The organism is Saccharothrix sp. HUAS TT1 (genome assembly GCF_040744945.1).
GTDB lineage: Bacteria > Actinomycetota > Actinomycetes > Mycobacteriales > Pseudonocardiaceae > Actinosynnema.
Genome location: NZ_CP160453.1, coordinates 1040946 through 1065942 on the forward strand (window position 1 = coordinate 1040946; position 24997 = coordinate 1065942).

20 protein-coding genes and 1 tRNA gene are annotated in these 24997 nt (G+C 72.6%); 12 read left to right on the plus strand and 9 right to left on the minus strand.

Going from position 1 to position 24997, the window contains the following annotated elements; all coding sequences use genetic code 11:
• Window positions 1-310: 310 nt before the first annotated feature.
• Window positions 311-3103: a BTAD domain-containing putative transcriptional regulator gene (locus AB0F89_RS05090; protein WP_367133044.1), complete on the minus strand. Its 2793-nt coding sequence runs from the start codon at window positions 3101-3103 to the stop codon at window positions 311-313.
• A 169-nt stretch (window positions 3104-3272) separates the two neighbouring features.
• Here AB0F89_RS05090 and AB0F89_RS05095 point away from each other — a divergent pair, with 169 nt between their 5' ends.
• On the plus strand, window positions 3273-4313 hold the full coding sequence (locus AB0F89_RS05095) for an ADP-ribosylglycohydrolase family protein (protein ID WP_367133046.1): 1041 nt from the start codon (window positions 3273-3275) through the stop codon (window positions 4311-4313).
• Window positions 4314-4557: 244 nt separating this feature from the next.
• Here AB0F89_RS05095 and AB0F89_RS05100 read toward each other — a convergent pair whose 3' ends face one another.
• The 4 genes from AB0F89_RS05100 to AB0F89_RS05115 form a co-directional block, all read right to left on the minus strand.
• On the minus strand, window positions 4558-5598 hold the full coding sequence (locus AB0F89_RS05100; protein ID WP_367133048.1) for a hypothetical protein: 1041 nt from the start codon (window positions 5596-5598) through the stop codon (window positions 4558-4560).
• Entirely contained in the window at window positions 5595-7472 is a 1878-nt protein-coding gene (locus AB0F89_RS05105; RefSeq protein ID WP_367133050.1) for a hypothetical protein, read from the minus strand. Before AB0F89_RS05105 ends, AB0F89_RS05100 begins: the two co-directional genes overlap by 4 nt.
• Window positions 7469-8260: a hypothetical protein gene (locus AB0F89_RS05110; protein ID WP_367133052.1), complete on the minus strand. Its 792-nt coding sequence runs from the start codon at window positions 8258-8260 to the stop codon at window positions 7469-7471. Before AB0F89_RS05110 ends, AB0F89_RS05105 begins: the two co-directional genes overlap by 4 nt.
• A gap of 94 nt (window positions 8261-8354) precedes the next feature.
• Window positions 8355-9008, minus strand: a complete 654-nt coding sequence (locus AB0F89_RS05115) for a Crp/Fnr family transcriptional regulator (RefSeq protein ID WP_367133054.1) — start codon at window positions 9006-9008, stop codon at window positions 8355-8357.
• 125 nt (window positions 9009-9133) lie between these two features.
• On the opposite strand from AB0F89_RS05115, the gene AB0F89_RS05120 reads away from it, so the two are divergent.
• Complete coding sequence (locus AB0F89_RS05120; protein ID WP_367133056.1) at window positions 9134-9835, plus strand: response regulator transcription factor; 702 nt, start codon at window positions 9134-9136, stop codon at window positions 9833-9835.
• The gene (locus AB0F89_RS05125; protein WP_367133059.1) at window positions 9832-11229 is read left to right on the plus strand and encodes a sensor histidine kinase; all 1398 of its coding nucleotides are present in this window, start codon (window positions 9832-9834) and stop codon (window positions 11227-11229) included. The genes AB0F89_RS05120 and AB0F89_RS05125 overlap by 4 nt, the downstream gene beginning before the upstream one ends.
• Here AB0F89_RS05125 and mgrA read toward each other — a convergent pair.
• On the minus strand, window positions 11226-12254 hold the full coding sequence (mgrA, locus tag AB0F89_RS05130) for an L-glyceraldehyde 3-phosphate reductase (RefSeq protein ID WP_367133061.1): 1029 nt from the start codon (window positions 12252-12254) through the stop codon (window positions 11226-11228). The genes AB0F89_RS05125 and mgrA overlap by 4 nt on opposite strands.
• Window positions 12255-12323: 69 nt before the next feature.
• Window positions 12324-12396 (minus strand) — tRNA-Thr (locus AB0F89_RS05135).
• Between the two features lie 270 nt (window positions 12397-12666).
• Here AB0F89_RS05135 and AB0F89_RS05140 point away from each other — a divergent pair.
• The 3 genes from AB0F89_RS05140 (at window position 12667) to otsB (ending at window position 18186) form a co-directional block, all read left to right on the plus strand.
• On the plus strand, window positions 12667-14004 hold the full coding sequence (locus AB0F89_RS05140; RefSeq protein WP_367133063.1) for a threonine/serine exporter ThrE family protein: 1338 nt from the start codon (window positions 12667-12669) through the stop codon (window positions 14002-14004).
• A 155-nt stretch (window positions 14005-14159) separates the two neighbouring features.
• Window positions 14160-15584, plus strand: coding sequence for a trehalose-6-phosphate synthase (locus AB0F89_RS05145; protein WP_367133065.1), 1425 nt, complete (start codon window positions 14160-14162; stop codon window positions 15582-15584).
• Window positions 15585-15651: 67 nt separating this feature from the next.
• A complete protein-coding gene (gene otsB, locus AB0F89_RS05150) occupies window positions 15652-18186 on the plus strand; it encodes a trehalose-phosphatase (protein ID WP_367133067.1) in 2535 nt (844 codons plus the stop codon).
• Between the two features lie 46 nt (window positions 18187-18232).
• On the opposite strand, the gene radA is transcribed toward otsB, so the two are convergent.
• Window positions 18233-19597: a DNA repair protein RadA gene (gene radA, locus AB0F89_RS05155; protein WP_367133069.1), complete on the minus strand. Its 1365-nt coding sequence runs from the start codon at window positions 19595-19597 to the stop codon at window positions 18233-18235.
• An 88-nt stretch (window positions 19598-19685) separates the two neighbouring features.
• Window positions 19686-20456, minus strand: coding sequence for a hypothetical protein (locus tag AB0F89_RS05160; RefSeq protein WP_367133071.1), 771 nt, complete (start codon window positions 20454-20456; stop codon window positions 19686-19688).
• Between the two features lie 300 nt (window positions 20457-20756).
• Here AB0F89_RS05160 and AB0F89_RS05165 point away from each other — a divergent pair, with 300 nt between their 5' ends.
• From AB0F89_RS05165 to cysS, 6 genes are all read left to right on the plus strand, one after another.
• Window positions 20757-21245 carry a CarD family transcriptional regulator gene (locus AB0F89_RS05165; RefSeq protein ID WP_012782996.1) on the plus strand — a complete coding sequence of 163 codons (489 nt, stop codon included), beginning with the start codon at window positions 20757-20759 and terminating at the stop codon, window positions 21243-21245.
• A 29-nt stretch (window positions 21246-21274) separates the two neighbouring features.
• Window positions 21275-21985, plus strand: a complete 711-nt coding sequence (gene ispD, locus AB0F89_RS05170; protein ID WP_367133073.1) for a 2-C-methyl-D-erythritol 4-phosphate cytidylyltransferase — start codon at window positions 21275-21277, stop codon at window positions 21983-21985.
• Window positions 21982-22455 (plus strand): 2-C-methyl-D-erythritol 2,4-cyclodiphosphate synthase, encoded by a 474-nt coding sequence (gene ispF, locus AB0F89_RS05175; RefSeq protein WP_367133075.1) that lies wholly within the window; start codon window positions 21982-21984, stop codon window positions 22453-22455. The genes ispD and ispF overlap by 4 nt, the downstream gene beginning before the upstream one ends.
• A gap of 5 nt (window positions 22456-22460) precedes the next feature.
• Window positions 22461-22856, plus strand: a complete 396-nt coding sequence (locus AB0F89_RS05180; protein ID WP_367133077.1) for a PPOX class F420-dependent oxidoreductase — start codon at window positions 22461-22463, stop codon at window positions 22854-22856.
• Between the two features lie 91 nt (window positions 22857-22947).
• Window positions 22948-23559 (plus strand): HAD family hydrolase, encoded by a 612-nt coding sequence (locus AB0F89_RS05185; protein WP_367133079.1) that lies wholly within the window; start codon window positions 22948-22950, stop codon window positions 23557-23559.
• A 45-nt stretch (window positions 23560-23604) separates the two neighbouring features.
• On the plus strand, window positions 23605-24996 hold the full coding sequence (cysS, locus tag AB0F89_RS05190; protein WP_367133081.1) for a cysteine--tRNA ligase: 1392 nt from the start codon (window positions 23605-23607) through the stop codon (window positions 24994-24996).
• The last annotated feature ends 1 nt before the right edge of the window (window position 24997 follow it).

Below are 24997 nucleotides of genomic sequence, written 5' to 3' on the forward strand. Positions count from 1 at the left end.
TATGCAGGCCAAAGCCGGCAGGCCCGGCGGGGAAGAGCGTCCCGCCAGGCCTGCCGGCTTCGACCAGCCTATGGCACCCGAACCCATGTCAAATCAAGCCTCTGCGGGGCGTTGCGGATGGGTGGCTGGGTGGCGAGAGTTGGGTGGACAGGCCGCTGGGCCGGTGCTCTCCCCCGAACGCCGGCCCAGCGGGTTGGGTGGCTTTCCCCCCTGGTTCCCCCTACCAAGAGCCACCCGGCGCTGACCGCGACTCGCTTGATCAGCGCGCCTCCAAGTTCCCACGACTTCGTGCGTTCGAGCTAAACAGCGGCTAAACCCCGGTGGTCACGGCTTCAAGAGCCGTTCGGACCAACATCGCGCGGGGTGAGCCGAGGCGTTCGAACAACCGAAGCGATTCCGCGAGCTCCGCTTGTGCGGCGACTCGTTCTCCGCGTTTGGCCAGGACCGATCCGAGCACTTGGCGGCCGAACGCCTCTTCGAACTGCATCGAGCCGCCCCGGGTCAGTTCGACGCCCTGCCTCGCGTGTTCTTCGGCTTCGGGGAGGAGGCCCAGTTCGGAGTAGAGCTCGGCCAGGTTGTTCATGGCGACGGCGTACGCGCGTTCGTCGCCGCTGCGGTGGTAGATCTCCATTGCCTGGAACTGGTGCCGGGCGGCCGATTCGGGCTGGCCCAGGCGTTGTTCGACCTGGGCGAGGTTGTTGAGCACGGTGGCTTCGCCGAGGGCGTCGCCGTCGCGGCGGGCCAGGTCGACGGCTTCGCGGTGGTGTTGCAGGGCTTCTTCCACGCGTCCTTCGGCGACCAGTGCCAGTGCCAGTTGGTCGAGGGTCATCACGAGGTAGCGGGGTTCGGCCAGGTCCATTGCGATGCGGTGCGCGACTTGTGCTTGTTCCAGTGTTCCGCGCAGGACGCCGGCCCGGTTGTTGATGTCGTGCATGGCGTGCAGCACGAGCATTTCGCCGCGTCTGTCGCCGATCACCCGGGCTGATGCCAGGCCGAATTCGGCGATGCCGCGCCATTCCCGCCGAACGTGCCTGGTGACGCAGTAGGTGTGCACGAGTCGCACGAGTTGCCAGACCTGCCGGTGCAGGCTCGCCTCGGCGCCCGCGTGCACCAGGGCGATGATGTTGGACCACTCCTTGTCGAACCAGGACAGCGCCTGGTCGGATGTGGCGGGCCTGGGCGCGGTGTGGCCGCCGGTGAAGTCGAGGCCGTCGGACACCGGGCGGATCAGGCGGCGGGCGTGGTCGCAGGCGCACAGGTAGTGGCCCATCAGCCGGCGCAGGCCGCGTTCGTGGTGTTCGACGACGCCACGCGCGTACAGGCGGACCAGGTCGTGCAGGACGAAGCCGCCCCGCCACTGCTCGGTGACGAGGTGCGCGTCGGCGAGGTCGGCCAGGCGGGCGGCGGCGGTGGTCAGGTCGATGTCGCAGACGGCGGCGATGGCGTGCGGGCTCACCCAGCGGCCCGGCACCAGGCCGGTGGCGCGGAAGGTCTCGGCCAGTTCCGGTGGGAGGTTGCGGTAGGACACGGCGAGGGCGCGTTCGACGCCGACGCCGGTGTCCGCGAGGTCCAACGTGCGGAGGCGGGCGGCGTCGTCGGAGAGCTGGGACACCAGGGCCTCGACCGTCCACTCGGGACTGAAGACGAGCTTGGCGGCGGCGATGCGCAGGGCCAGGGGCAGGTTGCCGCACAGCTCCGCCAGCATCCGGACGGCGGACGGCTCCTGGTCGGAGAGCGGCTTCCCCACCACTTCGTCCACCAGCCGCACGGCTTCCTCGTCGGACAGGGTGTCGAGGGTCAACATCCTCGCGCCGTTGCTGACGACCAGTGATTCCAGGCGACGGCGGCTGGTCACCAGGGCCACCGAGCCCGCCCCGGGCGGCAGCAGCAGCCGGACGTGCTCGGGGTCCCACGCGTCGTCCAGGACGACGAGGACGCGGCGCTTGGCCAGGACGGAGCGGTAGAGGCCGACGCGGTCGTCCAGGTCGCGGGGCAGGCCGTCGGGTGGCACGCCGAGCGCGAGCAGGAACCTGGCCAGGACCTCGGTCGGCTCCTGGGGCGCCCGGCCCGGCGCGAAGCCGTTGAGGGGCGCGAACAGCAGGCCGTCGGGGAACTGCTCGGCGCGGCGGTGGCCCCAGGTGACGGCCAGCTCGCTCTTGCCGATGCCGGGCGCCCCGTTGACCACGGCGATGGTGGTGGTGGCCAGGTCGCGGGAGTCGCACAGGCGGTCCAGCCAGGCCAGTTCCTCGTCGCGGCCGATGAAGCCGCTCGCGGCGGCGGGGAGCTGCGCGGGCACGACGACGCCGGGGCGCGGCGGCACGAGGGCTGGTTCGGCGAGACCCGGTGAGCTGAGCCCCGGGTCGTCGCGCAGCACCTGCTCGTGCAGCACGCGCAGGCCGGGGCCGGGGTCGATGCCGAGCTCGTCCACGACGCGGCGGTGGAAGCGCTGGTAGGCCTCCAGCGCGTCGGCGCGCTGGCCCGACCGGTACAGCGCGCGCATCATGTGCGCGACGAGCCGTTCGCGGTACGGGAACTCGTTGACCAGCTGGCGCAGTTCGCCGACCAGTTCCAGGTGCCTGCCCAGTTCCAGCTCGGCCTCGATGCGCTCCTCCAGCGCCGCCAGCCGCAGCTCCTCCAGGTCGGTGGTGACCGGGTCGCCCGGCACGTCCGACAGCACCTGGCCCCGCCACAGGCCGAGCGACTCGCGCAGCAGCTGGGCGCGGATCGGGGCGGGCTTGCCCCTGGCGCTCGACACGAGCTGCCTGGCCCGGTGGAAGTCGAGCCGCCACGGGTCGACGGACAGCTGGTAGCCCGGCGGGGTGGTGAGGATGCGCGCCGAGCCCGCCGGGTCGGCCTCCTCCAGCATCCGGCGCAGCCGCGACACGTAGCCGTGCACGATGGTCCTGGCCGTGGCGGGCGGCTCGTCGGTCCACAGGCTGTCCACGATCTCGTCGATCGGGACGACCCGGTTGGCCTGCAGCACCAGCATCGCGAGCAGGCCGCGCATCCCCTTGCGGCCGATGACGAGTTGTCGGCCGTCCGCCAGCACCTGCAACGGTCCGAGGACGCCGAACTCCAACCCGCTCTTGCTCCGGTCAGCCATGCCCCTCCCCCGCTCGCGCACCCCCACGGCTGGTCACTGGATCAGGTACGTCCGGACGCCCGTTGGATACCTGTGAGTAGATGTTGCTTGCTCAACTAGTCGTGCTCCCATGACCGGACGGCCGGCCGACGGCTAGGGTTCTCCTCCCGGAGCGAGTGCAGGAGGGCGAGTGCCGCGCGAGCCGATGGACGTGGTCGACCGTGGCGCCGCCTGCCTGTTGGGCGGCGCGCTGGGCGACGCCCTCGGCGCGCCCATCCAGTACCTGGGGTGGGCCGACATCCAGCGGGACCACGGCCCCGAGGGCGTGCTGGAGCCGCCGCGCCCGGCGCTGGTCACCGACGACACGCAGCTGACGCTGTTCACCGCGGACGGCTACCTGCGGGCGTGGGTGCGGGGGCGGACGACCGGCGAGTGGGACCCCATCGAGGTGGTCTGGCAGAGCTACCGGCGGTGGCTCGTCACCCAGCAGGTGGCCGCGCCCGAGCCGGGGTCGGCCGGGCTGATCGGCGACGAGCGGCTGTACTCCAGCCGGTCGCCGGGGTTGACGTGCCTGCGCGCGCTGGCCGCCGACGTGCCGCCGACGCCGGAGGAGCCGCACAACGAGTCGTCCGGCTGCAACGGCGTGACGCGCACCGCGCCGGCCGGGTTCGCGCCGAGCGCCGAGATCGCCTACGACCTGGGGTGCCGGTTCGCCGCGCTGACCCACGGCGGCACCGGCGGGTGGGTGTCCGGTGGGGCGTTCTCGCTGCTCATCCACCTGCTGGCGGTGCGCGGCAGGCCGATCCGGGAGGCCGTGGACCAGGTCATCGGACGGGTGCTGCGGGACGACCCGTACACCGCGAACACGTTGAACCGGGCGGTGGTGTTCGCCGACGAGCACCGGGCGCTCGGGTTCGACTCGGTGCGGGTGGACCGGCTGGGCAGCGGCTGGACCGGGCCGGAGGCGCTGGCGATCGCCGTGCACACGGTGCTGGTGTACCCGAAGCGGGCGCAGTTCGTGGACGCGCTGCGGGCGGCGGCCAACCACTCCGGCGGCAGCGACGCGACGGCGGCGCTGACCGGGAACGTCCTGGGCGCGATGCACGGCACGGCGGCGCTGCCGCGGGACTGGCTGGCGGGGCTGGAGCTGGTGGACCTGCTCACCCAGCTGGGCGCGGACCTGGGGCGCTCGGTGACGGGTCAGGAGTTCGACTTCGCCCGGTACGGGTGAAGCCGGCCTCGGCACGCACGTTCCCGAAAGCGTGCGACCGAGGCCGGCTCTCCACGCGGTCTGCACGAGGACACGCCCCGAGCGCGGAACTCGGCTGACCTGGCCGTGGAGCGGGAAAACCCGTGGCGGAACCGTAGCAGAGCGCGTGTGGGCGAACACGCGCGGCCCACGTCTGCCCAGCTTGGTCCAGTACCGGTGGATCCGGCTGTTGACCACTCCGGACAGGCGCGACGTCGCCGACCGCTCAGACATCACCCCGCGCCGACTCGGGCGGTTCGTCATCGGAGTTCCACTCGGACACCCCATAGCGCTCACGTGCTCGCTGGGCGCGGTCCGGAGCCTCGTGCTGCTCCAGCAACGCTGCGAGCTGGTGGCCGAACACCGGGTGGTCGTCGGGGTCGAGCAGCACATCGTCGTGAGGTGCGGGCACGTCCTCGGTGACGATCCCGTGCCCGTTGACGGTGAACGACGCCGCAGGCGGGCCGTCGACCGGGCTCCGCCGGAACAGCTCGTCCACCTCACGGTCGCCGGCGGCGGCCGAGAGCCGGGCGAACGTGCTGATCAGGTCCACGGCCTCGCGCACCTGCCCGGTGTTGCGGGCCAGCCACCACACCACCGTGCTGCCGGTGGTGGCCAGCACGTCCTGCCCGAGGTAGGCGCGGACGGCCCGCTCGGCGGCGACCTCCTGCTCCCACACCTGCTGCTGCTTGCGCATGTCCGCCACCCGCCGCAGTCGATCGCGGTCGTCCGGTTCGAGCTCCAGGCGGACGTCGGTCGCCCAGGCCACGACCCGCCGACTCGGGTCGTTCTCCCGCTGCCCCAGAACAGCGGCCAAGGCGTGTGCGGCGCCTTCGTCCTCCGGGCGACGGCCGGCGGTGAACCGCAGGGCGCGCTGCACCACGGCATCCGTCGCCACGGCTGCGGGCTCCGCGTGGTCGACGGCGTTCGGGTGGGACTGCCAGTGCACCGTGCAGGCGAACGTGAACCTGTAGTCGGACAGCGCGCTCGGCAGGCTCACCGCCGTCAGTGGCCGGTCCAGGGCACGGACCGGCTCGGGCTCGGGCGGCACGGCGTGCCGCGCTTGGTGGCGCAGCTCCGCCGCCCGCAGCTCCCGCTGCTCGCGCCGCTGCCTGCGCTGTCCCACCGCCACCACCGAGACAGCCGACAGCACCACCGCGACCAGGGCGATCACCCACGTCGGCCAGCCGGCTGCGACGCCGACGGTGATCGGCAGCACCAGCGACGCGGCGACTGCCACCGCGGCTTCGGTCGTGTCATCGGTCATCGGTGGTCCTCCACGTTCGTCACCCCGGCGAGCCGGTTCAGGCCCAGCTCCGAGTCGATCAGCGGTCGCAGCAGGGCGGCGTCGCCCGACGCCCGCGCGGCGAGGTACAGGTCGTTGAGCAGGCGCGGCCGTCCACCACAGGCCGTCACCAGCAGCCCGACGTCCCGGTCCAGCCAGTGGCGCAGCACGGGTGGCGGCACGGCCTCGGCGCCCGACGCCAGCACCTGCCCCCAGGCGGTAGCCAGGTTCCGGCGGGTGAAGTGCCCTTGGAGCAGGTGCGGTGGCACGTCGAGGTCGAAGAGGATCGCGTGGTCCTCGGGCCGCAGGCCGCGCTCGACGAACCGCTGCAACAGGCGGCGCTGGAACTTCCGGCGGTGCACCAGGTCCAGCAACGCCTGCCGCGCCTCACCGCGCACCTCGTCGTCGCGGTGTCGAGTGAGGTTGTGCAGGCGCACCAGGGCCTGCGTCGGCCAGTTGGGCGCGATCGCCACCGCACAGGCGGTGATCAGCACTTGGGCGTACTCCGGCGCCAGGTCGGTGGCCCGCGACCGGTCGTAGACGTGTTTGCGGAAGGCCCAGGACCACCGCACGTCCTCCAGCCCGGCGGTCAGCAGCCGCAGCGCGAGGTCCGGCCGCGCACCCGAACCCCAGCGCTGGGCCAGACCGGTGAGGTGCTCCAGCCGCCCGGTGGCCAGGACCTGCTCGGCCAACCGCGCCGCGAGGTCGGTCGCGGTCCGGTCGTCCACGTCGCGCAGCACGACGGCGGACCCCACCCAGTCCGGCACCCGGTCGCGGAGGTCGGGGAAGTAGGTCCAGAAGTGGGTGCGCACCGCGCGGTCGAGCCCGAGCGACGTGAACGAGACCGTGCGCGCGCCCCCGGTTCGCAGGCCGATTCGCGTCATGCGCTCGGCGAGGTAGGCGCCGTCGAGCGCGTGGAAGTCCTCTTCGGGCAGCTCCACCTGCTTGCGGAACGCGGCCTCGGCCTGGACCAGCGCTTCCAGCGGCGCTCCGGACAAGAACGCCGCGACCACTATCAACGCCCGCGTCCCGCCGTCCTGGTGCTTCTGGAACAGCTCCGCAGCTTCCGCGTCCCGGCGGACCTGCGCGGACGTCGCGGCCCGGAGCCACTCCTCCACCGTGCCGCCGGGGTCGGCGTCCCTCGCCTCCAGCGCCAACCGCGCGAGTTCGGCCACCTCGCGCGGGGAGGCGGTGGCCAGGTGCTCCCGGACGTCGGCAGGCACCTCGAACTCACCGACCCGCAGGTGCGCCTTGAGCACGCGGTCGCCCGACGGCGGGTCGACCGACGCGACCAGCGCGGTGAGCGAGTCGGCCAACAGGTGCCGCTGGTCCAGCCGCACGATGACGACGAACCGCGCGCGCTTGGCCGCCACCGCCGCCCGGTACGCCTCCAGTTCGGGTCGCATCCGGTCCAGCCGCTCCGAGTCGGTACCGGTCAGGTCGAGCAGCAGCCGCTCGTCCTCGGCGATCTCGGCCGGGTCGAGCGCGGGCTCGTCATCCTCGGCCCGGTCGGTCAGCTCGCGCAGCTCGGTGAGGCCGGTCTCACCGTTCCGGGTGAGCAGCATGAGGGCCGCGGTGCGCAAGCCCGCGCCGTCCGGGCCGGTCAGCACGACCGTTCCGGGTGCGATGAGGGCGTGCACGGGGAACCGGCCGGGCGGCACGAACCGCTCGGCCAGCCAGCGGACGAGGTCGTCGGCGACGAGCCTGGCCTCACGCCGCCTGCGGCGCACCTCGTAGATGTGGTTGGTGACGTGCTCGCCGCGGATGGTGTAGGTCGTGATGTCACCGTGGTGGATGTGGTCGCGGCTCTGGTGCACGTCGCCTTGGACGTCCCCGGCGGTGTTCCAGCCGGTCACCGCTGACCGCGCAGGTGGAAGTTGGTGCCGCCGTGCTGGACGTGGTCCCGGCTCTGGTGCACGTCGCCGTGGACGGTGCCCACGCTGTTCCACGCGTCCGGCCGCTCCTCCGGCTCCGGTCGCCGCGGTTCCTCCGTCGCGGCGGGCCGCGGCAGGAAACCATCGCGCAGCAGGCCGCCCGTGGGCGACGGAACCCGCAGGTAGGCCGTGCCCTCGAACGTCTTCACCCGCACCGGCACCGGTACGTACAGCTCCGGCGGGTCGGCTGCGTAGCCGGACAGCACCGCGTCCTCGTACGCCCGTTCGGACACGATGGCGGCAACCCGCGTGGTCGGTCCCGAGCGGGTCAGCAGCTCTTTGACCGGCTCGGCATCGAGCAGCCGGTGGTTCTCGATCCGCGCCCGGCCGCTGCCCGTGCTGACCCCGTCGCGGTTCGGATCGGTGATCGGTCCGACGGTCACGCTGGCCCGCATCCGCAGCTCCGCCGGGTGCGCGCCGACCGTGGCGCGGTAGTCCAGCTCGTCCTGCAGGGACCGCAGGAACGGGTTCAGCAGCAACGGCAGCACTGCCGACGGGAACCCGACCGCGTGGCCGTCACCGGTGGACTCCCCGAACCGCCGGTCCCGCCACACCTCCACCTCTCCGCACCGCTCGAACGCGCCGCGCAGGATGCCCGGGATCGCGTCGGTCAGCTCTGCGTGGTGCCTGCTCTTCAGGCCGCTGAAGTCCTTGACGTCCACCACCAGCAGCGCGCGGTACGGCGGCAGCTCCGCCCGGTCCTGCTCCACGGTCCCCTCCTCGTCGCTCGACTCGCGACTTGGAGGGTTCCGACTTCACCGCGGGTGAGTTGTCCGCCGCCGGACACATCAAAGATGACTCAGGTCACACTCCTGCGTGTTGCTTCAGCGTGCCCAGGTCGGCGACCACCAGACGCGGGCCAGGTTTCAACGCGCCCGTCTCCTTCAACCGCTGCAGGTGCAGCGCCACGGTGCTGCGCGCCAGGCCCAACGCGTCAGCCACCTCGCGCTGCGAGAACGGCACGTGCGGGCTGCCGTCGTCGGCGAGCGACACGATCTCCAGCAACAGCCGGGCGATGCGGCGTTCGGGCGCGAAGTGCACCAACTGGACCTGGTAGGGCACCGCTTGGGACAGCTTCGACACGACGTAGTCGGCCAACTCGCCGTGCGCGCGGTGGTCGTCCAGGAACGCGTCGAACGCCGATGCGGTCAGCACCCGGGTGGTGCAGCGGTCGATCGCGCGCACGGTCGCGGTGCGCGGGCTGGCCGACCGGACGGCGATCTCGCCGAGCAGGGCGCCAGGGCCGCGCAGGGTGATCAGCAACTGGCCGCCGTCCGGCTCGGTCCCGAGCACCTTCACCCGGCCGGACACCAGCGCCAGCACAGTGGCACCCGGGTCGCCTTGGCGCAGCAGCAACGCGCCCGGTGGGTGCACGCGGGTCGAGCCGCGGTCGAGCAACGCCTGCCACTTCGCCTCCCCCAGCAACGCCTGGAAACCGCGAGGGGGCCGGGGAGTCACGCCTGTCACCCACCACTGTCTACCGGATCCCGGCACGTCGTCGGAACCTGTCGACTGGCTGTTGATCGGCTGTCGGGCCGGTCGGCTCGTCGCCCGCCGGGTCGCGGGTGCCGCACCATGGGCACGTGGACAAGGGCACATCGGTTCGACTGCTCGTGGTGGACGACGAGCCGCACATCGCGGACCTGGTGGCGACGGTGGCGCGGTACGAGGGGTGGCAGGCGGTGACGGCGGGCAGCGGCGAGGCCGCGCTGACGACCGCCGCCGACTTCCAGCCGGACATCGTGGTGCTCGACCTGATGCTGCCCGACCTGGACGGCTTCACCGTGCTGGACCGGTTGCGGTCGGAGGGCGCAATGGTGCCGGTGGTGTTCCTCACCGCCCGCGACGGCACCGCGGACCGGGTCGCGGGGTTGACCCGCGGCGGTGACGACTACCTGGTCAAGCCGTTCTCGGTGGAGGAGCTGATGGCGCGGCTGCGGGCCGTGCTGCGGCGGTCGACCGGGCCGGCGTGGAAGCGGTCGGTGCTGAAGGTGTCCGACCTGGCGATGGACGAGGACACCCGCGAGGTGCGGCGGGGCGGGCGGCTGGTCACGCTCACGCCGACCGAGTACGAGCTGCTGCGCTACCTGATGCGCCGCTCGCCCGCCGTGCTGACGAAGGCGCAGATCCTCGACCACGTGTGGGAGTACGACTTCGGCGGCCGGTCCAACGTGGTGGAGCTGGTCGTCTCGCACCTGCGGCGCAAGCTGGACGACGGCGGCGGCGAGCCGCTGATCCACACCGTCCGCGGCGTCGGCTACGTGCTGCGGCGAGCCGCGGAGTGACGCGCCGCCGGCTGCGGCTGGGCACGCGCCTGGCGCTGGGCCTGGGCGCGCTGGCGCTGGCGGTGTTCGCGGTCGTCGGCACGGTGATGGCGCGCAGCATGCAGGTCTACCTGGAGGACCGGCTCGACCAGCAGATGGCGACCACCCAGATCTCGCTGGAGACGAACCTGGTCCGCAGCGGCGAGCTGAAGGGCTCGGCCTACAACTGGTTCTCGGCCGTCTACGAGGTGCGCGACGGCAAGGCGACGCCGAGGACCCGCGAGGAGCTGCCCGAGGACGACGCGGAGCTGGCCGCGCTGGCGGTGGAGGTCAACGGCCGCAGCCCGGCCTACCGGACGGGGTACCTGCGCGGCGAGGGCACGTACCGGCTGCGCGCGTGCGCGGTGACCGACGGCGTGGTGCTGGTCAGCGCGGCCCCGATGAACGACATCGCCACCACCGTGCGGCAGCTGGTGATCGTGGAGGTGGTCGCGTTCGTGCTCGCGCTGGTCGCGTTCGTGGTGATCGGGCGGGCGGTGCTGCGGCGCGGGTTGCAGCCGTTGAGCGACATGGCCCGGACCGCGCACGACATCACGTCGCACGACCTGACCGACTCGGCCCGGCTGCCGATGCGCGCGGAGGGCGGCAGCGGCGGTGTCGAGGTCGAGGAGCTGCGGACGGCGTTCAACACGATGCTGGACCACATCGACACGTCGCTGGCCGCCCGCACCGCCGCCGAGCAGCGGCTGCGGCGGTTCATCGCGGACGCGTCGCACGAGCTGCGCACGCCGTTGACGTCGATCCGGGGTTACGCGGACCTGTTCCGGTACGCGGCGGCGAACGCGCCGGAGGAGCGCGAGGCGCACCTGGAGAAGCTGCGGTCGGAGGCGGCGCGGATGAGCGTGCTGCTGGAAGACCTGCTGCTGCTCGCCCGGCTGGACTCGGCGGAGGTGGAGACGCCGCTGCGGCTGGTCGACGGCGACCTGGCGGCGTTGGCGCGGGAGGCGGCGGACGCGTTCCGGGTGGCCCGCCCGACGCACCCGCTGGCGGTGACCGTGCCGGACGGGCCGGTGCGGCTGGCGCTGGACCCGCTGCGGCTGCGGCAGGTGGTGGACAACCTGCTGACCAACGCCGCCGTGCACACGCCCGCGGGCACGGCGGTGTCGCTGTCGGTCGCCACGCCGCCGGGGTCGGCCGTGCTGCGGGTCGGCGACGCCGGTCCCGGCATCCCGGCGGCCGACCGGTCCCGCATCTTCGACCGGTTCTACCGGGTGGACGACTCGCGGACCCGCCACCGCGGCGGCAGCGGGCTGGGGTTGGCGGTGGTGCACTCCCTGGTCGCCGCGCACGGCGGCGCGGTCGAGCTGACCACCAGGCCGGGCTCGACCGTGTTCACGGTGACGCTGCCGCGCTAGCCGGCGTTCGAGGACCGCGCCCACAGGTCGATGCCCGACTCGACGGCGTGCACGTCGACCCGCGCCAGCTCGTCGTCGGTGAGCGGCGGGCCGTCCAGCGCGGCCACGTTGGCCTCCAGCTGGGCGACGCTGCTGGCGCCGATGAGCACCGACGTGACCCGCTCGTCCCGCAACGCCCAGGTCAGCGCGAGCTGCGCCAACGACTGGCCGCGCGCGGCGGCGATGTCGTTGAGCGCCCGCACGCGCGCCAGGTTGACGTCGCTGAGCAGGTCCTCGGACAGCGACTTGCCCTGCGTGGCGCGGGAGCCCGCCGGCACGCCGTCCAGGTACTTGTCGGTCAGCATGCCCTGCGCCAGCGGCGAGAAGGCGATGCAGCCCACGCCCAGCTCGCCGAGCGCGTCGAGCAGGTCCTCCTCGATCCAGCGGTTGAGCATCGAGTAGGACGGCTGGTGGATGAGCAGCGGCACGCCCGCCGAGCGCAGCAGCTCGGCCGCCTCGCGGGTCTTGGTCGCCGAGTAGGACGAGATGCCGACGTACAGCGCCTTGCCCTGCTGCACCGCGCTGACCAGCGCGCCGACCGTCTCCTCCAGCGGGGTGTCCGGGTCGGAGCGGTGCGAGTAGAAGATGTCGACGTGGTCCAGGCCGAGGCGGGTCAGGGACTGGTCCAGCGAGGACAGCAGGTGCTTGCGGGAGCCCCACTCGCCGTACGGGCCGGGCCACATGTCGTAGCCGGCCTTGGTGGAGACCACCAGCTCGTCGCGGTGCGGGCGCAGGTCGTCGGCGAGCACCCGGCCGAAGTTGACCTCGGCCGAGCCGTAGGGCGGGCCGTAGTTGTCGGCCAGGTCGAAGTGCGTCACGCCGAGGTCGAACGCCCGGAGCACGATCGCGCGGGCCGTCTCGTGGGGCCGGTCGTCGCCGAAGTTGTGCCACAGTCCGAGCGACACGGCGGGCAGCTTGAGACCGCTGCGCCCGCAGCGGCGGTAGGTCATCCGGTCGTACCGCGAGGCGTCGGGTAGGTAGGCCATCGGCCCACCCTGGCACGCGCGACGGCGGTCCGCGCGCCCCGGCCGGGCGTGCGATGATGATCCACTCGGAGCCGGTGAGGGGACTTGAACCCCTAACCTTTCGCTTACAAGGCGAGTGCTCTGCCAATTGAGCTACACCGGCGTGGCCCGGAGGCCGGGAACATCGTAAGCGCCGGCACGGGGTGCCACCTGCGGCGAACGGTCTGCTCGCGGTGGGCCCGCGTTGGTCCATCCGGAGGTCGCGGGTACCGTCCGGGTGGCTCCGGGAACCGGCAAAACCCCTGGCCAGCGGTATCAACAGTATTGAACGCACAGTGATCAAGTCACCTGGGTCGGGTACCCCTTCCAGGGGTGGCGGATGACACAGCCTCGAATCCGACACGGTCGGCGTGGCGAGGGGAGGTGGCGCCGGGTGCGGTGGTGGCGCCGGCGGTTCCAGCACACCGGTCGGGCACGCCCCGTCGAGGGACCGGCCCTCCCCGACGACTCGACCGTCCACCTCGTGCTCGACCTGGCGCTGCGCGTCGGCGAGACGCACATGGCGAGCGGGGCGGGCGCGGCGGACGTCACCGCCACCATCGTCGCGGTGACCACCGCGTACGGGCTGCCGCACACCGAGGTGGACGTGATCTACACGTCGATCACCGTCGCCTGCCACCGGGGCACGGACGCCGCGCCGGTCACCTCCCTGCGCGTGGTGCACGGCCGCAGCGTCGACTACACCCGGCTGACCGCCGTGGAGGAGCTGGTCCGGCGGATCACCGACGGCGGCCTGTCCGCCGCGGCCGCGTCGGCCGAGATCGACCGCATCAGCCGCGCCGACCACCCCTACCCGCGCTGGGTGGCGACGCTGGCGTGGGCGGGCATGGCGGGCGCGGTGGCGTTCCTGGTCGGCGGCGGCCCGCTGCTGGCGGGCGTCGCCGCCGCGGTGACCGCGCTGATCGACCGCGTCGGCCGGGTGCTGAACCGGCGGCAGCTGCCGTTCTTCTTCCAGCAGGTGGTGGGGGGCGCCCTGGCGACGACGGTCGCCGTGGTGATGCACGCGACCGACGCCACGCCGACCGTGCGGCCGTCGCTGCTGATCGCCACCGGCATCGTGGTGCTGCTGTCCGGGCTGTCCTTCGTCGGCGCCGTCCAGGACGCCATCACCGGCTACAACGTCACCGCCGCCGGCCGCACGGTGGAGATCGCGCTGCTCACCGCGGGCCTGGTCGCGGGCATCGTGCTGACGCTGCGCGCCGGCGTGCGGTTCGGGGTGCGGACGAGCCTGGCCGACCCGCTGCCGCCGCTGATCTCGGACGTGCCGGTGCAGCTCGCGGCGGGCGCGGCCACGGCGGGCTTCTTCGCCCTGGCCAACTACGCGCCGGTGCGGGCGCTGCCGGTGGCCGTCGCGGCGGGCGCGGTCGGCACGACCACCTTCGGCCTTCTCACGCTGCTCGGCGTCAACCCCATCACGTGCGCCGCCGCCGCGGCCACGGTGGTGGGCTTCGGCGGCACGATCGTGTCGCGCCGGCTGGGCACGCCGCCGCTGCTGGTCGCGGTCGCGGGCATGGTGCCGCTGCTGCCCGGCTGGACCATCTACCGCGGCCTCTACCAGCTCACCGCGGAGGGCGACGCGGGCGGCCTGTCGACGCTCGTGCTGGCCGCCGCGACGGCCCTCGCGCTGGCGAGCGGCGTCGTCCTGGGTGAACATCTGGGGCGGCCGGTGCGCACCGGCCTCGGCCGGTTGCGGGCCCGTTCCCGGAGGTGAGCGCCTGAACACCGGCTTTCCACGTGAGATCGCCCACCTGACCGGCTTTCGTCAAGTCAACACTGTGTGACGGGGCCGACGACAGGGCATCCAACCTGCGGGTTCCCACTAACCTCGACGGTGGGCGAGACGAATCTCTTAGGAGGCGCTACCCGGTGAGCAGCATTGGCGAGAACGGCGCGGACTTCCTGGTCGTGGCCAACCGCCTACCGGTTGACCTGGAGCGCCTGCCCGACGGCACGCAGCGCTGGAAGCACAGCCCCGGCGGCCTGGTCACCGCCCTGGAGCCGTTCCTGCGCACGCACAGCGGCGCGTGGGTCGGCTGGCCCGGCATCGCGGACGCCGAGGTCGAGGCGTTCGAGGAGGACGGCCTCCAGCTGCACCCGGTGGCGTTGAGCGCCACCGAGGTCGCGGACTACTACGAGGGCTTCTCCAACGGCACGCTGTGGCCGCTCTACCACGACGTGGTCGCGCCGCCCGCCTTCCACCGGCGGTGGTGGAACGCCTACGTGCGGGTCAACCAGCGGTTCGCCGACGTGACCGCGAAGGTCGCCGCCCAGGGCGCCACCGTGTGGGTGCAGGACTACCAGCTGCAGCTGGTGCCCGCGATGCTCCGCGAGCTGCGCCCGGACCTGCGCATCGGCTTCTTCCTGCACATCCCGTTCCCGCCGGTCGAGCTGTTCATGCAGCTGCCGTGGCGCACCGAGATCATCCGCGGCCTGCTCGGCGCGGACCTGGTGGGCTTCCACCGGCCCGGCGGCGCGCAGAACTTCCTCTGGCTGGCCCGCCGCCTGGTCGGCCTGGAGCCCAGCCGCGGCGCGGTCGGCGTGCGCACCAGGCCGGGTGTCGTCCAGGTCGGCGACCGCACGGTTCGGGTCGGGGCATTTCCGATCTCTATCGACTCCGCGGGCCTGGATGCGCTCGCCCGTGATAAGGAGGTCCAAAAGCACGCGAAACAAATTCGCGAAGACCTCGGGAATCCGAAGAGGATCCTGCTCGGGGTGGATCGGCTCGACTACACCAAGGGCATCGACGTGCGCTTGCGCGCGTTGCACGAGCTGCTCGCCGACGGCCGGGTGGACCCCGGCGAGGTCACCATGATCCAGCTCGCCACGCCGAGCCGCGAGCGCGTCGAGCACTACAAGCAGATGCGCGGCGAGATCGAGCAGGCCGTCGGCCGGATCAACGGCGAGTTCTCCACCGTGGGCCACCCCGTGGTCCACTACCTGCACCAATCGGTCAACCGGCGGGAGCTGACCGCGTTCATGACCGCCGCCGACGTCATGGTCGTGACGCCGGTGCGCGACGGCATGAACCTCGTCTGCAAGGAGTACGTCGCCACGCGCTACGACCTCGGCGGCGCGCTGGTGCTCTCCGAGTTCGCGGGCGCGGCGGCCGAGTTGACGAGCGCGTTCCTGGTCAATCCCCACGACTTGGACGGGGTCAAGAACGCCCTGGAGGCCGCCCTCACGCTCGATCCGGCCGAGGGCCGCCGTAGGATGCGCGCGCTGCGCCGCCAAGTCCTCACGCACGACGTCGACCGCTGGGCTCGATCGTTCCTTGATGCCTTGGGCGCGTAGTCCACGATCTGGATCTGCTCAGATCAATGATTCCTGACCTTGTCCCACCGAGCATTGAGGAGGGGCGTTGACCGCCGAGGCCCTCCCCGCCGAACTTCGTCGTGCGATCGTGCAGTTGGCGCGCACACCGCGCCTGCTGGTCGCCTGCGACTACGACGGGACATTGGCTCCGATCGTGGCCAACCCAGAGGACGCCCGCCCGCTGCCCGAGTCGGTGGGCGCGCTGCGCTCCCTGGCCGGTCTGCACGAGACGACGACCGCCGTGATCTCCGGGCGCGCCCTGCGCGACCTGGCGACGCTGTCGCGGCTGCCGTCCGAGGTGCACCTGGTGGGTTCGCACGGATCCGAGTTCGACGTCGGTTTCGTGCACGCTCTGGACGCTGACGCCAAACAACTCCACCGCCGCCTGGAGACCGAGCTCGAAGGGGTCGTCGCCGGCCACGAGGGCGTCGGCCTGGAGGTCAAGCCCGCGAGCATCGCGGTGCACGTGCGCCGGGCCGACCCCGCCGTGGGGGAGCGGGTTCTGACCGCCGTCCGCACCGGTCCGGCCACCTGGGACGGGGTGCAGGTCACCGAGGGCAAGGCGGTGATCGAGCTGGCCGTGGTGCAGACGGACAAGGGCCACGCCCTGGACGTCCTGCGGCACCGCGCGTCGGCGACCGCCGCCGTCTTCGTCGGTGACGACGTGACCGACGAGAAAGCGTTTGCCCGGCTGTCCGGGCCGGACGTCGGCATCAAGGTCGGTGACGGCGAGTCGCTGGCCCAGTACTCCGTCTCCGACACGCTGGACGTGGCGACCGTGCTGGCGTTCCTGCTGGAGGAGCGCCGCGCCTGGCTGCACGGCGACCAGGCCGTGCCGATCGAGCGGTTGACCATGCTGGCCAACGAGCGGTCGGTGGCGCTGCTGACGCCGGACGCCCGGTTGAACTGGCTGTGCCACCCGGAGCCGGACTCGGCGGCGGTGTTCGCCGACCTGCTGGGCGGGCCGGCCGCGGGCCACTTCTCGATCAAGCCCGAGCACGGCTCGCTGCCGCTGGGCCAGCGCTACGTGCCGGGCACGATGATCGTGGAGACCCGCTGGTCGCGGCTGCTGGTCACCGACTACCTCGACCACGAGCTGGCCTCGCACCGCACCGACCTGATCCGGCGGATCTCCGGGTCGACCAACGCGGTGATCACCTTCGCGCCGCGCCCGGAGTTCGGCCAGGTCCCGGTCAGGTTGCTGCGCGAGCGCGAGGGCCTGCGGGTCGTGGGCACGTCGGACCCGATGGTGCTGCGCTCCCCCGGCGTCGACTGGCAGATCACCTCCGACGGCATCCAGGAGACCGCCACGGCGGTGGTGCGGCCCCGTGAGGGCGCGCCGATCCTGCTGGAGCTGCGCTGCGGCACCGACGACCTGTCCGAGGCCACCCTGGGCGAGCCGGAGCGGCGCGCGCGGGCCGGGGCGTTCTGGTCGGACTGGGCGGCCACGCTGAAGGTGCCCGCCGTGGAGCCGGACCTGGTGCTGCGCTCGGCGTTGACGCTCAAGGGCCTGGTGCACCACGACACCGGCGCGATCATGGCCGCCGCCACCACCTCGCTGCCCGAGGAGCTGGGCGGCATCCGCAACTGGGACTACCGCTACTGCTGGCTGCGCGACGCCGCGCTGACCGCGCAGGCCCTGGTGTCGGTCGGGTCGGTCGGCGAGGCCGAGGCGTTCCTCGGCTGGGTGCACGGGGTGCTGTCGACCCTGCCCGGCCCGGAGCGCCTGCACCCGCTGTACACGCTGCAGGGCACCATGCTGGGCGCCGAGGCCGTCATCGACACCCTGCCCGGCTACGCGGGCTCGCGGCCGGTGCGCGTGGGCAACCTGGCCAACCAGCAGGTCCAGCTCGACGTGTTCGGCCCCGTGGTGGACCTGGTCGTGCAGCTGGCCGCCTCGCGCGGCTCGCTGACCGACCCCGACTGGCTGATGGTGCAGGCGATGGCCGAGGCGGTCGCCCGCCGCTGGCACGAGCCCGACCACGGCATCTGGGAGGAACGGCACGCGCCGCGCCACCACGTCTACTCCAAGGTCATGTGCTGGGTGACCCTGGACCGGGCGGTGCGGCTGGCCGAGACCTACGGGCGCGAGATCGACCCGTCCTGGCCGGTGCTGCGCGACACCATCTCCACCGACGTGCTCAAGCACGGCTGGAGCGACGACGCGCAGTCGTTCACCACCGCCTACGACGGCGACGACCTCGACGCCGCCTCCCTGCACGTCGGCCTGTCCGGCCTGATCGACCCCACCGACGACCGGTTCCAGGCCACCGTCACCGCGATCGAGGCCGAGCTGCGCTCCGGCTCCACCGTCTACCGCTACCGGCGCGACGACGGCCTGCCCGGCGACGAGGGCGGCTTCCACCTCTGCGCCGCCTGGATGATCGAGTCCTACCTGCTCACCGGCCGCCGCACCGAGGCCGAGGAGCTGTTCGCGCAGATGGTCGACGCCGCCGGCCCCACCGGCCTGCTGCCCGAGGAGTACGACCCCATCGCGGAGCGCTCCCTGGGCAACCACCCCCAGGCGTACAGCCACCTGGGGCTGATCCGCTGCGCCCAGTTGCTGGCGGCCAGCAGGTAAGCGCCTGTTCGTGAACGGCGTCCAGCCATTCGCTGGGCGCCGTTCGCTATTTCGTGAGCTTGAGCAGTTGCAGCGCGTCGAACAGGTCGTGCGCGACGAGCGCCCGCGTGCCCTGCGGCAGCGGACCGGCGTCCGGCGGCACCAGGGCCTTGGTGAAGCCGAGCCGGGCGGCTTCGGTGAGCCGGCGGCCGACACCGCCGACCCGGCGCAGCTCACCGGACAGGCCGACCTCGCCGACCACCACGAGGTCGTGCGGCAGGGCCAGGTCGGTGGCCGCCGAGGCGACCGCCAGCGCCACCGCCAGGTCCACCGCGGGCTCGGTGAGCCTCATCCCGCCGACGGTGGCGGTGAACACGTCCTTGTTGCCCAGCGCGACCCGGCCGCGCTTCTCCAGCACCGCCAGGACCATCGCCAGCCGGGCCGAGTCCAGGCCGCTCACCGCGCGCCGGGGCGCGGGCAGCGCGGTCGGCGTGACCAGCGCCTGCACCTCGCCCAGCATCGGCCGCTTGCCCTCCACGACGACCGTGACGGCGGTGCCGGACACCGCCTGCTCGCGGCGGTGCAGGAACAGCCCGGACGGGTCGGGCACGCCCGCGATGCCGTCGTCGCGCAGCTCGAAGCAGCCGACCTCGTCGGCCGGGCCGAACCGGTTCTTGATCCCGCGCAGCAGCCGCAGCGTCGAGTGCCGGTCGCCCTCGAACTGCAGCACCACGTCCACCAGGTGCTCCAGCACCCGCGGCCCGGCGACCGAGCCCTCCTTGGTGACGTGGCCGACCAGCACGACCGGCAGCCCGCGCTCCTTGGCGACCGCGATCAGGCCGGCCGTGACGGCGCGGACCTGGCTGACCCCGCCGGGCGCGCCGTCCACCGCCGGTGACGACATGGTCTGCACCGAGTCCACGATCAGCATGCTCGGCTTGACCGCGTCCACCTGGCCGAGGACGGCGGAGATGTCGCTCTCGGCGGCCAGGTAGATCTCGTCGTGCAGGTTGCCGGTGCGGTCCGCGCGCAGCCGCACCTGCCCGGCCGACTCCTCGCCGGTGACGTAGAGGCAGCGGCCGACCGACAGCGCCCACTGGTGGGCGACCTCCAGCAGCAGGGTCGACTTGCCGACGCCCGGCTCACCCGCCAGCAGCACCACCGCGCCCGGCACCAGCCCGCCGCCGAGCACGCGGTCCAGTTCGAGGACGCCGGTCGAGACGGCGCGGGCGGACTCGATGTCGACCTGCGCGATGGGGCGCGCCTCGCTGCTGGGCGTGCCCGCCAGGAAGCGCGGCGCCGCCGAGGCGCCCCGCTCCTCGACCGTGCCCCACGCCTGGCACTCCGGGCAGCGCCCGACCCACTTGGCCACCTCGTGCCCGCACTCGGCACAGCGGTACGTCGGCTTGGCCACCCGCGCTGTCTTCGCCACGTCCGGGAGGCTAGCGGCCACCCCCGACAGCGGAAGCAGAACAGGGGCCCCCGGACGGGGACCCCTGTTCGGCGGTGCTCGGTGGCGCTCAGTGCTCCGCGGGGGCGTCCTGCCGCGGCTCGGTGGTGGCGCCGATCGGCAGGTCGAGGGTCAGCTCGCCCGCCTTCTCGAACAGGAACGTGACCCGGATCGTCTCACCGGGCCGCAGCGGCTTCTTCAGGTTCTTCAGCACGATCCGCACCACGCCCGGCTCACTGGGGTCCACCGAGGACGGCAGCTTCGTGGCGGTGGTCGGCGGCGCGGAGATCGACGTGCCGCTGCCCGTCGTGGTGGTGGCGGAACCGGCCGTCGAGGCCGAGCCGGTCGTCGTGGCGGCCGAACCGGACGTGGCCGAGCCGGGCGCCGACGGCGTGGTCGTGGTGGACACCGAGGCCGAGGCCGAGCCCGACGGGCGGCCGGTCGTGCTCGCGTGGCTGCCCGCGTCCTCGTCCGCCTGACCGATGACGGCCGAGGTCGGCTCCAGCTCGGTGTCGCCGGTGATCTCGGCGGGCGAGGAGGAGTCGCTGGTCACGCCGATCAGCCGGTCCGCGGTCAAGCCGTTGTTGGCGATCACGAGCGTGATCGGCGCGTCGTCGCCCTCCTCGAAGGACCCGTGCGCGACCGGAAAGGGGAACTGGGCGTCGCGGACGGCGACGTCCCCCACCTGCCCGCTCGCCCCGTTGACGGCGGCCACCTGGGTGTCCGTCTGCGTGACCTGACCGGCGCTGCAACCTGCGGCGACCAAGCCGAGGCCCGTCGCCAGGGCGGCCACGACGGCCAGACGGCGCGGCGCTGTGGACTTCTGGAGTGCGCGACCCACGGCTGCTCGGATCCTTCCCGGTGTGCTGACGAGGCGGGTCGTACCCGGTAGCAACGGGTCCGACCACCAGCCGGAGCCTAACGGGGCACGCCCGGACCTGCGGCACGTGGTGCCCCACAGGGCCTCCCGCCACCGCCCCGCTCGTCCACAGTGGAGCAAGATCGACCTCGGGCGTTGCATGCGACCGGGTGATTTGTCAACCCCCCACGCGGCCCTGACCAGCGCGAACCGATCTCCGGACGCCGAAGAGGGGATTGCTCGGCGTGTTAGGATGGGGTTAGCGAAAGGGGCAGAGGACACATGGTTTTCAAGGTCGGAGAGACCGTCGTCTACCCGCACCACGGTGCCGCTCTCATCGAAGCGATCGAGACCCGTGTGATCAAGGGCGAGGAGAAGAAGTACCTCGTCCTCAAGGTTGCCCAGGGCGACCTCACGGTCCGCGTCCCCGCCGACAACGCCGAGATCGTGGGCGTGCGCGACGTCGTCGGCCAGGAGGGTCTCGACAAGGTCTTCGAGGTCTTGCGTGCTCCCCACACGGAGGAGCCGACCAACTGGTCCCGGCGGTACAAGGCCAACCTCGAGAAGCTCGCGTCCGGTGACGTGAACAAGGTGGCCGAAGTGGTGCGCGACCTCTGGCGGCGCGAGAAGGATCGCGGACTGTCCGCTGGTGAGAAGCGGATGCTGGCGAAGGCTCGACAGATACTGGTTAGCGAACTGGCGCTGGCCGAGGGCACCGACGAGGACAAGGCCGAAGTGCTCCTCGACGAGGTCCTGGCCACCGCGTCCTGATCGTTTCCACCCACGAAGAAACCGCGAACATGGGTGTGGTCGCGCTCGTGCCCGCGGCGGGCCGGGGTGAGCGGTTGGGCTACGGCATGCCCAAGGCGCTCGTGCCGGTCGACGGCGTTCCGCTGCTCGTGCGTGCGGTGCGCGGCCTGTTCGACTCCGGTCGCGTGCGGCACGTGGTGATCGCCGCCCCTCCATCCGATGTGGACATCGTGAGTACCGTCACCGCCCCGTTGGCCCCAGCCGACGGGGCGGTTCACGTCGTGCCCGGCGGCGCCGAGAGGTCGGACTCGGTGCGCCTGGCTCTAACGTACGCGCTGGGTGAGATCCCCGACACTTCGATCGTGCTCGTTCACGACGCGGCCCGCGCGTTCACCCCACCGGCCGTGGTGCGGGCCGTGGTGGACGCCGTCGCCGCAGGTCACGGCGCTGTGATCCCCGTGCTGCCGGTCGCCGACACGGTGAAGCAGGTGGACGCGGCCGGCGTGGTGATCGCCACACCGGACCGTTCGGCGCTGCGCGTCGTGCAGACGCCCCAGGGGTTCGACGCGGCCGTGCTGCTGCGCGCGCACGAGGCCGCGCACGAGGCGGGCGTGGGCGCGACGGACGACGCGGGCCTGGTCGAACGGCTCGGCGTGCCGGTCGTCACCGTGCCGGGCCACCCGGACGCCATGAAGATCACCACGAAGTTCGACCTGGCGGTCGCCGAGGCGCTGCTGGTCGGCGGCGGAGGAGCGACGTGATCCCGAGGGTCGGCATCGGCACGGACGTCCACCAGGTGGAACGCGGCCGGGAGTGCTGGCTGGCCGGGCTGCGCTGGGACGGCGTCGACGGCTGCGCCGGGCACTCGGACGGCGACGTGGCCGCGCACGCCCTGTGCGACGCGCTGCTGTCCGCCGCCGGGCTGGGCGACCTGGGCGCGGTGTTCGGCACGAGCGACCCGCGGTGGTCGGGTCGGCACGGCGTCGAGTTCCTGGCCGAGGTCCGCCGGCTGGTCGAGGAAGCGGGCTACCGGGTCGGCAACGCCGCCGTGCAGGTCATCGGCAACGCGCCGAAGGTCGGCAAGCGCCGGGACGAGGCGCAGCGGGTGCTGTCCGAGGCGGTCGGCGGACCGGTGTCGGTCAGCGGCACGACCACGGACGGCCTGGGGCTGACCGGGCGCGGCGAGGGCATCGCCGCCGTGGCGACCGCGCTGCTCGTGCCACTAGCCTGACCGGCATGGCGATCACCCTCAGCGCGGCGACGCGCGCCCTGGTCGACGGGAAGAACTTCGCCGCGATGGCGACGGTGAACCCGGACGGCAGCCCTCAGACATCGGTGCTGTGGGTCACCCGGGACGGTGACGACCTGCTGTTCTCGACGCTGCGCGACCGGGCCAAGGCGCGGAACCTGGTGCGCGACCCGCGGGCCAGCGTGAGCGTGTGGAGCAGCGAGGACCCGGAGCGGTACGCGGAGATCCGCGGCACCGTGACGGTCGAGGTGGACGAGGGCTTCGTCGTGATGAACGCCTTGGCGCGGAAGTACTACGGCCGCGACTTCCCCGCGCCCGGTCCGGACCAGGTGCGCGTGGTGCTGCGGTTGACGCCGACGAAGGTCACCGGCAGCGCCGTGTGACGACGGGCGGTGCGGCTATCGCGGTGAGTCCCGTCTCGGTTTACCGGCCTTCCCGAGACCTCCGATGTCCTAATCCCGTAACGTGCGTTATGTGACGATCCGCGCCGTGCTGTTCGACTTCTCCGGCACCCTGTTCCGCCTGGAGCACGACTCGCTGAACGCTCACGCCGACCTGATACAGGCGCTCACCGCGCCGGTCGGCGTGGCCGAGGGCCTGGACGTCGATCCCGAGCAGTGGGAACGCCGCGACCTCGACGCCGACTCGCACCGCGAGCTGCACCTGGCGGTGCTGGCGAAGGCGGGCGCGAAGGACCCGGCGCGGTTCTACGCCGACCTGATCAGCCCGGCGTTCTGGCAGGCGTACCCGGACACCGCGCAGGCGCTGGGCACCGAGGTGCCGACCGCGGTGGTGAGCAACATCGCCTGGGACGTCCGCGCGGTGTTCGCCCGGCACGGCATCGAGAACCGGGTGGACGAGTTCGTGCTCTCCTACCAGGAGGGCTTCGCCAAGCCGGACCCGAAGATGTTCCGGATCGCCTGCGACCGGCTGGGCGTGCACCCCAGCGAGGCGCTGATGATCGGCGACAGCCCGGAGGCCGACGGCGGCGCGGCGGCGATCGGGTGCGCGGTGGAGATCGTGGAGCCGCTGCCGACCCACCGCCGGCCGGACGCGCTGCTGCAGGTGCTGCGCAAGCACATCTGACCGGGCGATTCAACCCCGCCTGGTCAACGCCCGTACCATTCCCACGTGAGCCTCCACCTGTTCGACACCGCGACCCGGTCCATGCGGGAGTTCGTCCCGCAGGTCAGCGGAACGGCGTCGATCTACGTCTGCGGGGCCACCGTGCAGGGCGTTCCGCACATCGGGCACGTGCGCAGCGGCCTCAACTTCGACGTGCTGCGGCGCTGGCTGGGCCGGGACGGCTCGACCGTCCGGCTGGTGCGCAACGTCACGGACATCGACGACAAGATCCTGGCGAAGGCCGCCGAGCACGGCGCCGAGTGGTGGGAGTGGGCCTACCAGCACGAGCGGGCGTTCGACGACGCCTACGACGCGCTCGGCTGCCTGCCCGTCTCCACCTCGCCGCGCGCGACGGGCCACGTCACGCAGATGGTCGAGCTGATGGACCGGCTGATCGGGAAGGGCCACGCCTACGCCGCCGACGGCGACGTGTACTTCTCGGTGCGGTCGTTCCCGGAGTACGGCGCGCTGTCCGGGCAGAAGCTGGACGAGGTGCACCAGGGCGAGTCCGCGGCGACCGGCAAGCGCGACCCGCGCGACTTCACGCTGTGGAAGGCCGCGAAGCCGGGCGAGCCGTCGTGGCCGACGCCGTGGGGCCCCGGCCGGCCGGGCTGGCACCTGGAGTGCTCGGCGATGGCGACCGAGTACCTGGGCGGCACGTTCGACGTCCACGGCGGCGGGATCGACCTGATCTTCCCGCACCACGAGAACGAGCAGGCGCAGTCGCGGGCGGCGGGCGACGGGTTCGCCCGGTACTGGATGCACAACGCCTGGGTGACGCTCAGCGGCGAGAAGATGTCGAAGTCGCTGGGCAACACGGTGTCCATCCCGGCGATGCTGGAGCGGGTGCGGGCGCCGGAGCTGCGCTACTACCTGGTGGGGCCGCACTACCGGTCGACCATCGAGTACTCGCCCGAGGCGCTGGACGAGTCCGTGTCGGCGTACCGGCGGATCGAGTCGTTCCTGCGGCGCGTGGTCGAGCGCACCGGGGCCGTCGGCGACGAGGGCGAGCTGTCGCCCGCGTTCGTGGCCTCGATGGACGACGACATGGGCACGCCGGGGGCGCTGGCCGCGATCCACAAGCGGCTGCGCGAGGGCAACACGGCGCTGGAGTCCGGTGACGACGTGGGCGCGCGTGCGGCGGCCGAGTCGGTGCGGGCGATGACCGCCGTGCTCGGGTTGGACCCGCTGTCACCGCGGTGGCACGACGCCGCGGCGGGTGGCGCGGGCAGGCGCGCGCTGGGCGTGCTGGTTGATCGACTGCTGGAAGAGCGGTCGCAGGCCCGCAAGGACCGGGACTTCGCGCGCGCGGACGTGCTGCGCGATCACCTGCTCCTGGCCGGTATCGCCGTCGAGGACACCCCCGACGGTCCGTTGTGGACGTTGAAGGACGACTAGC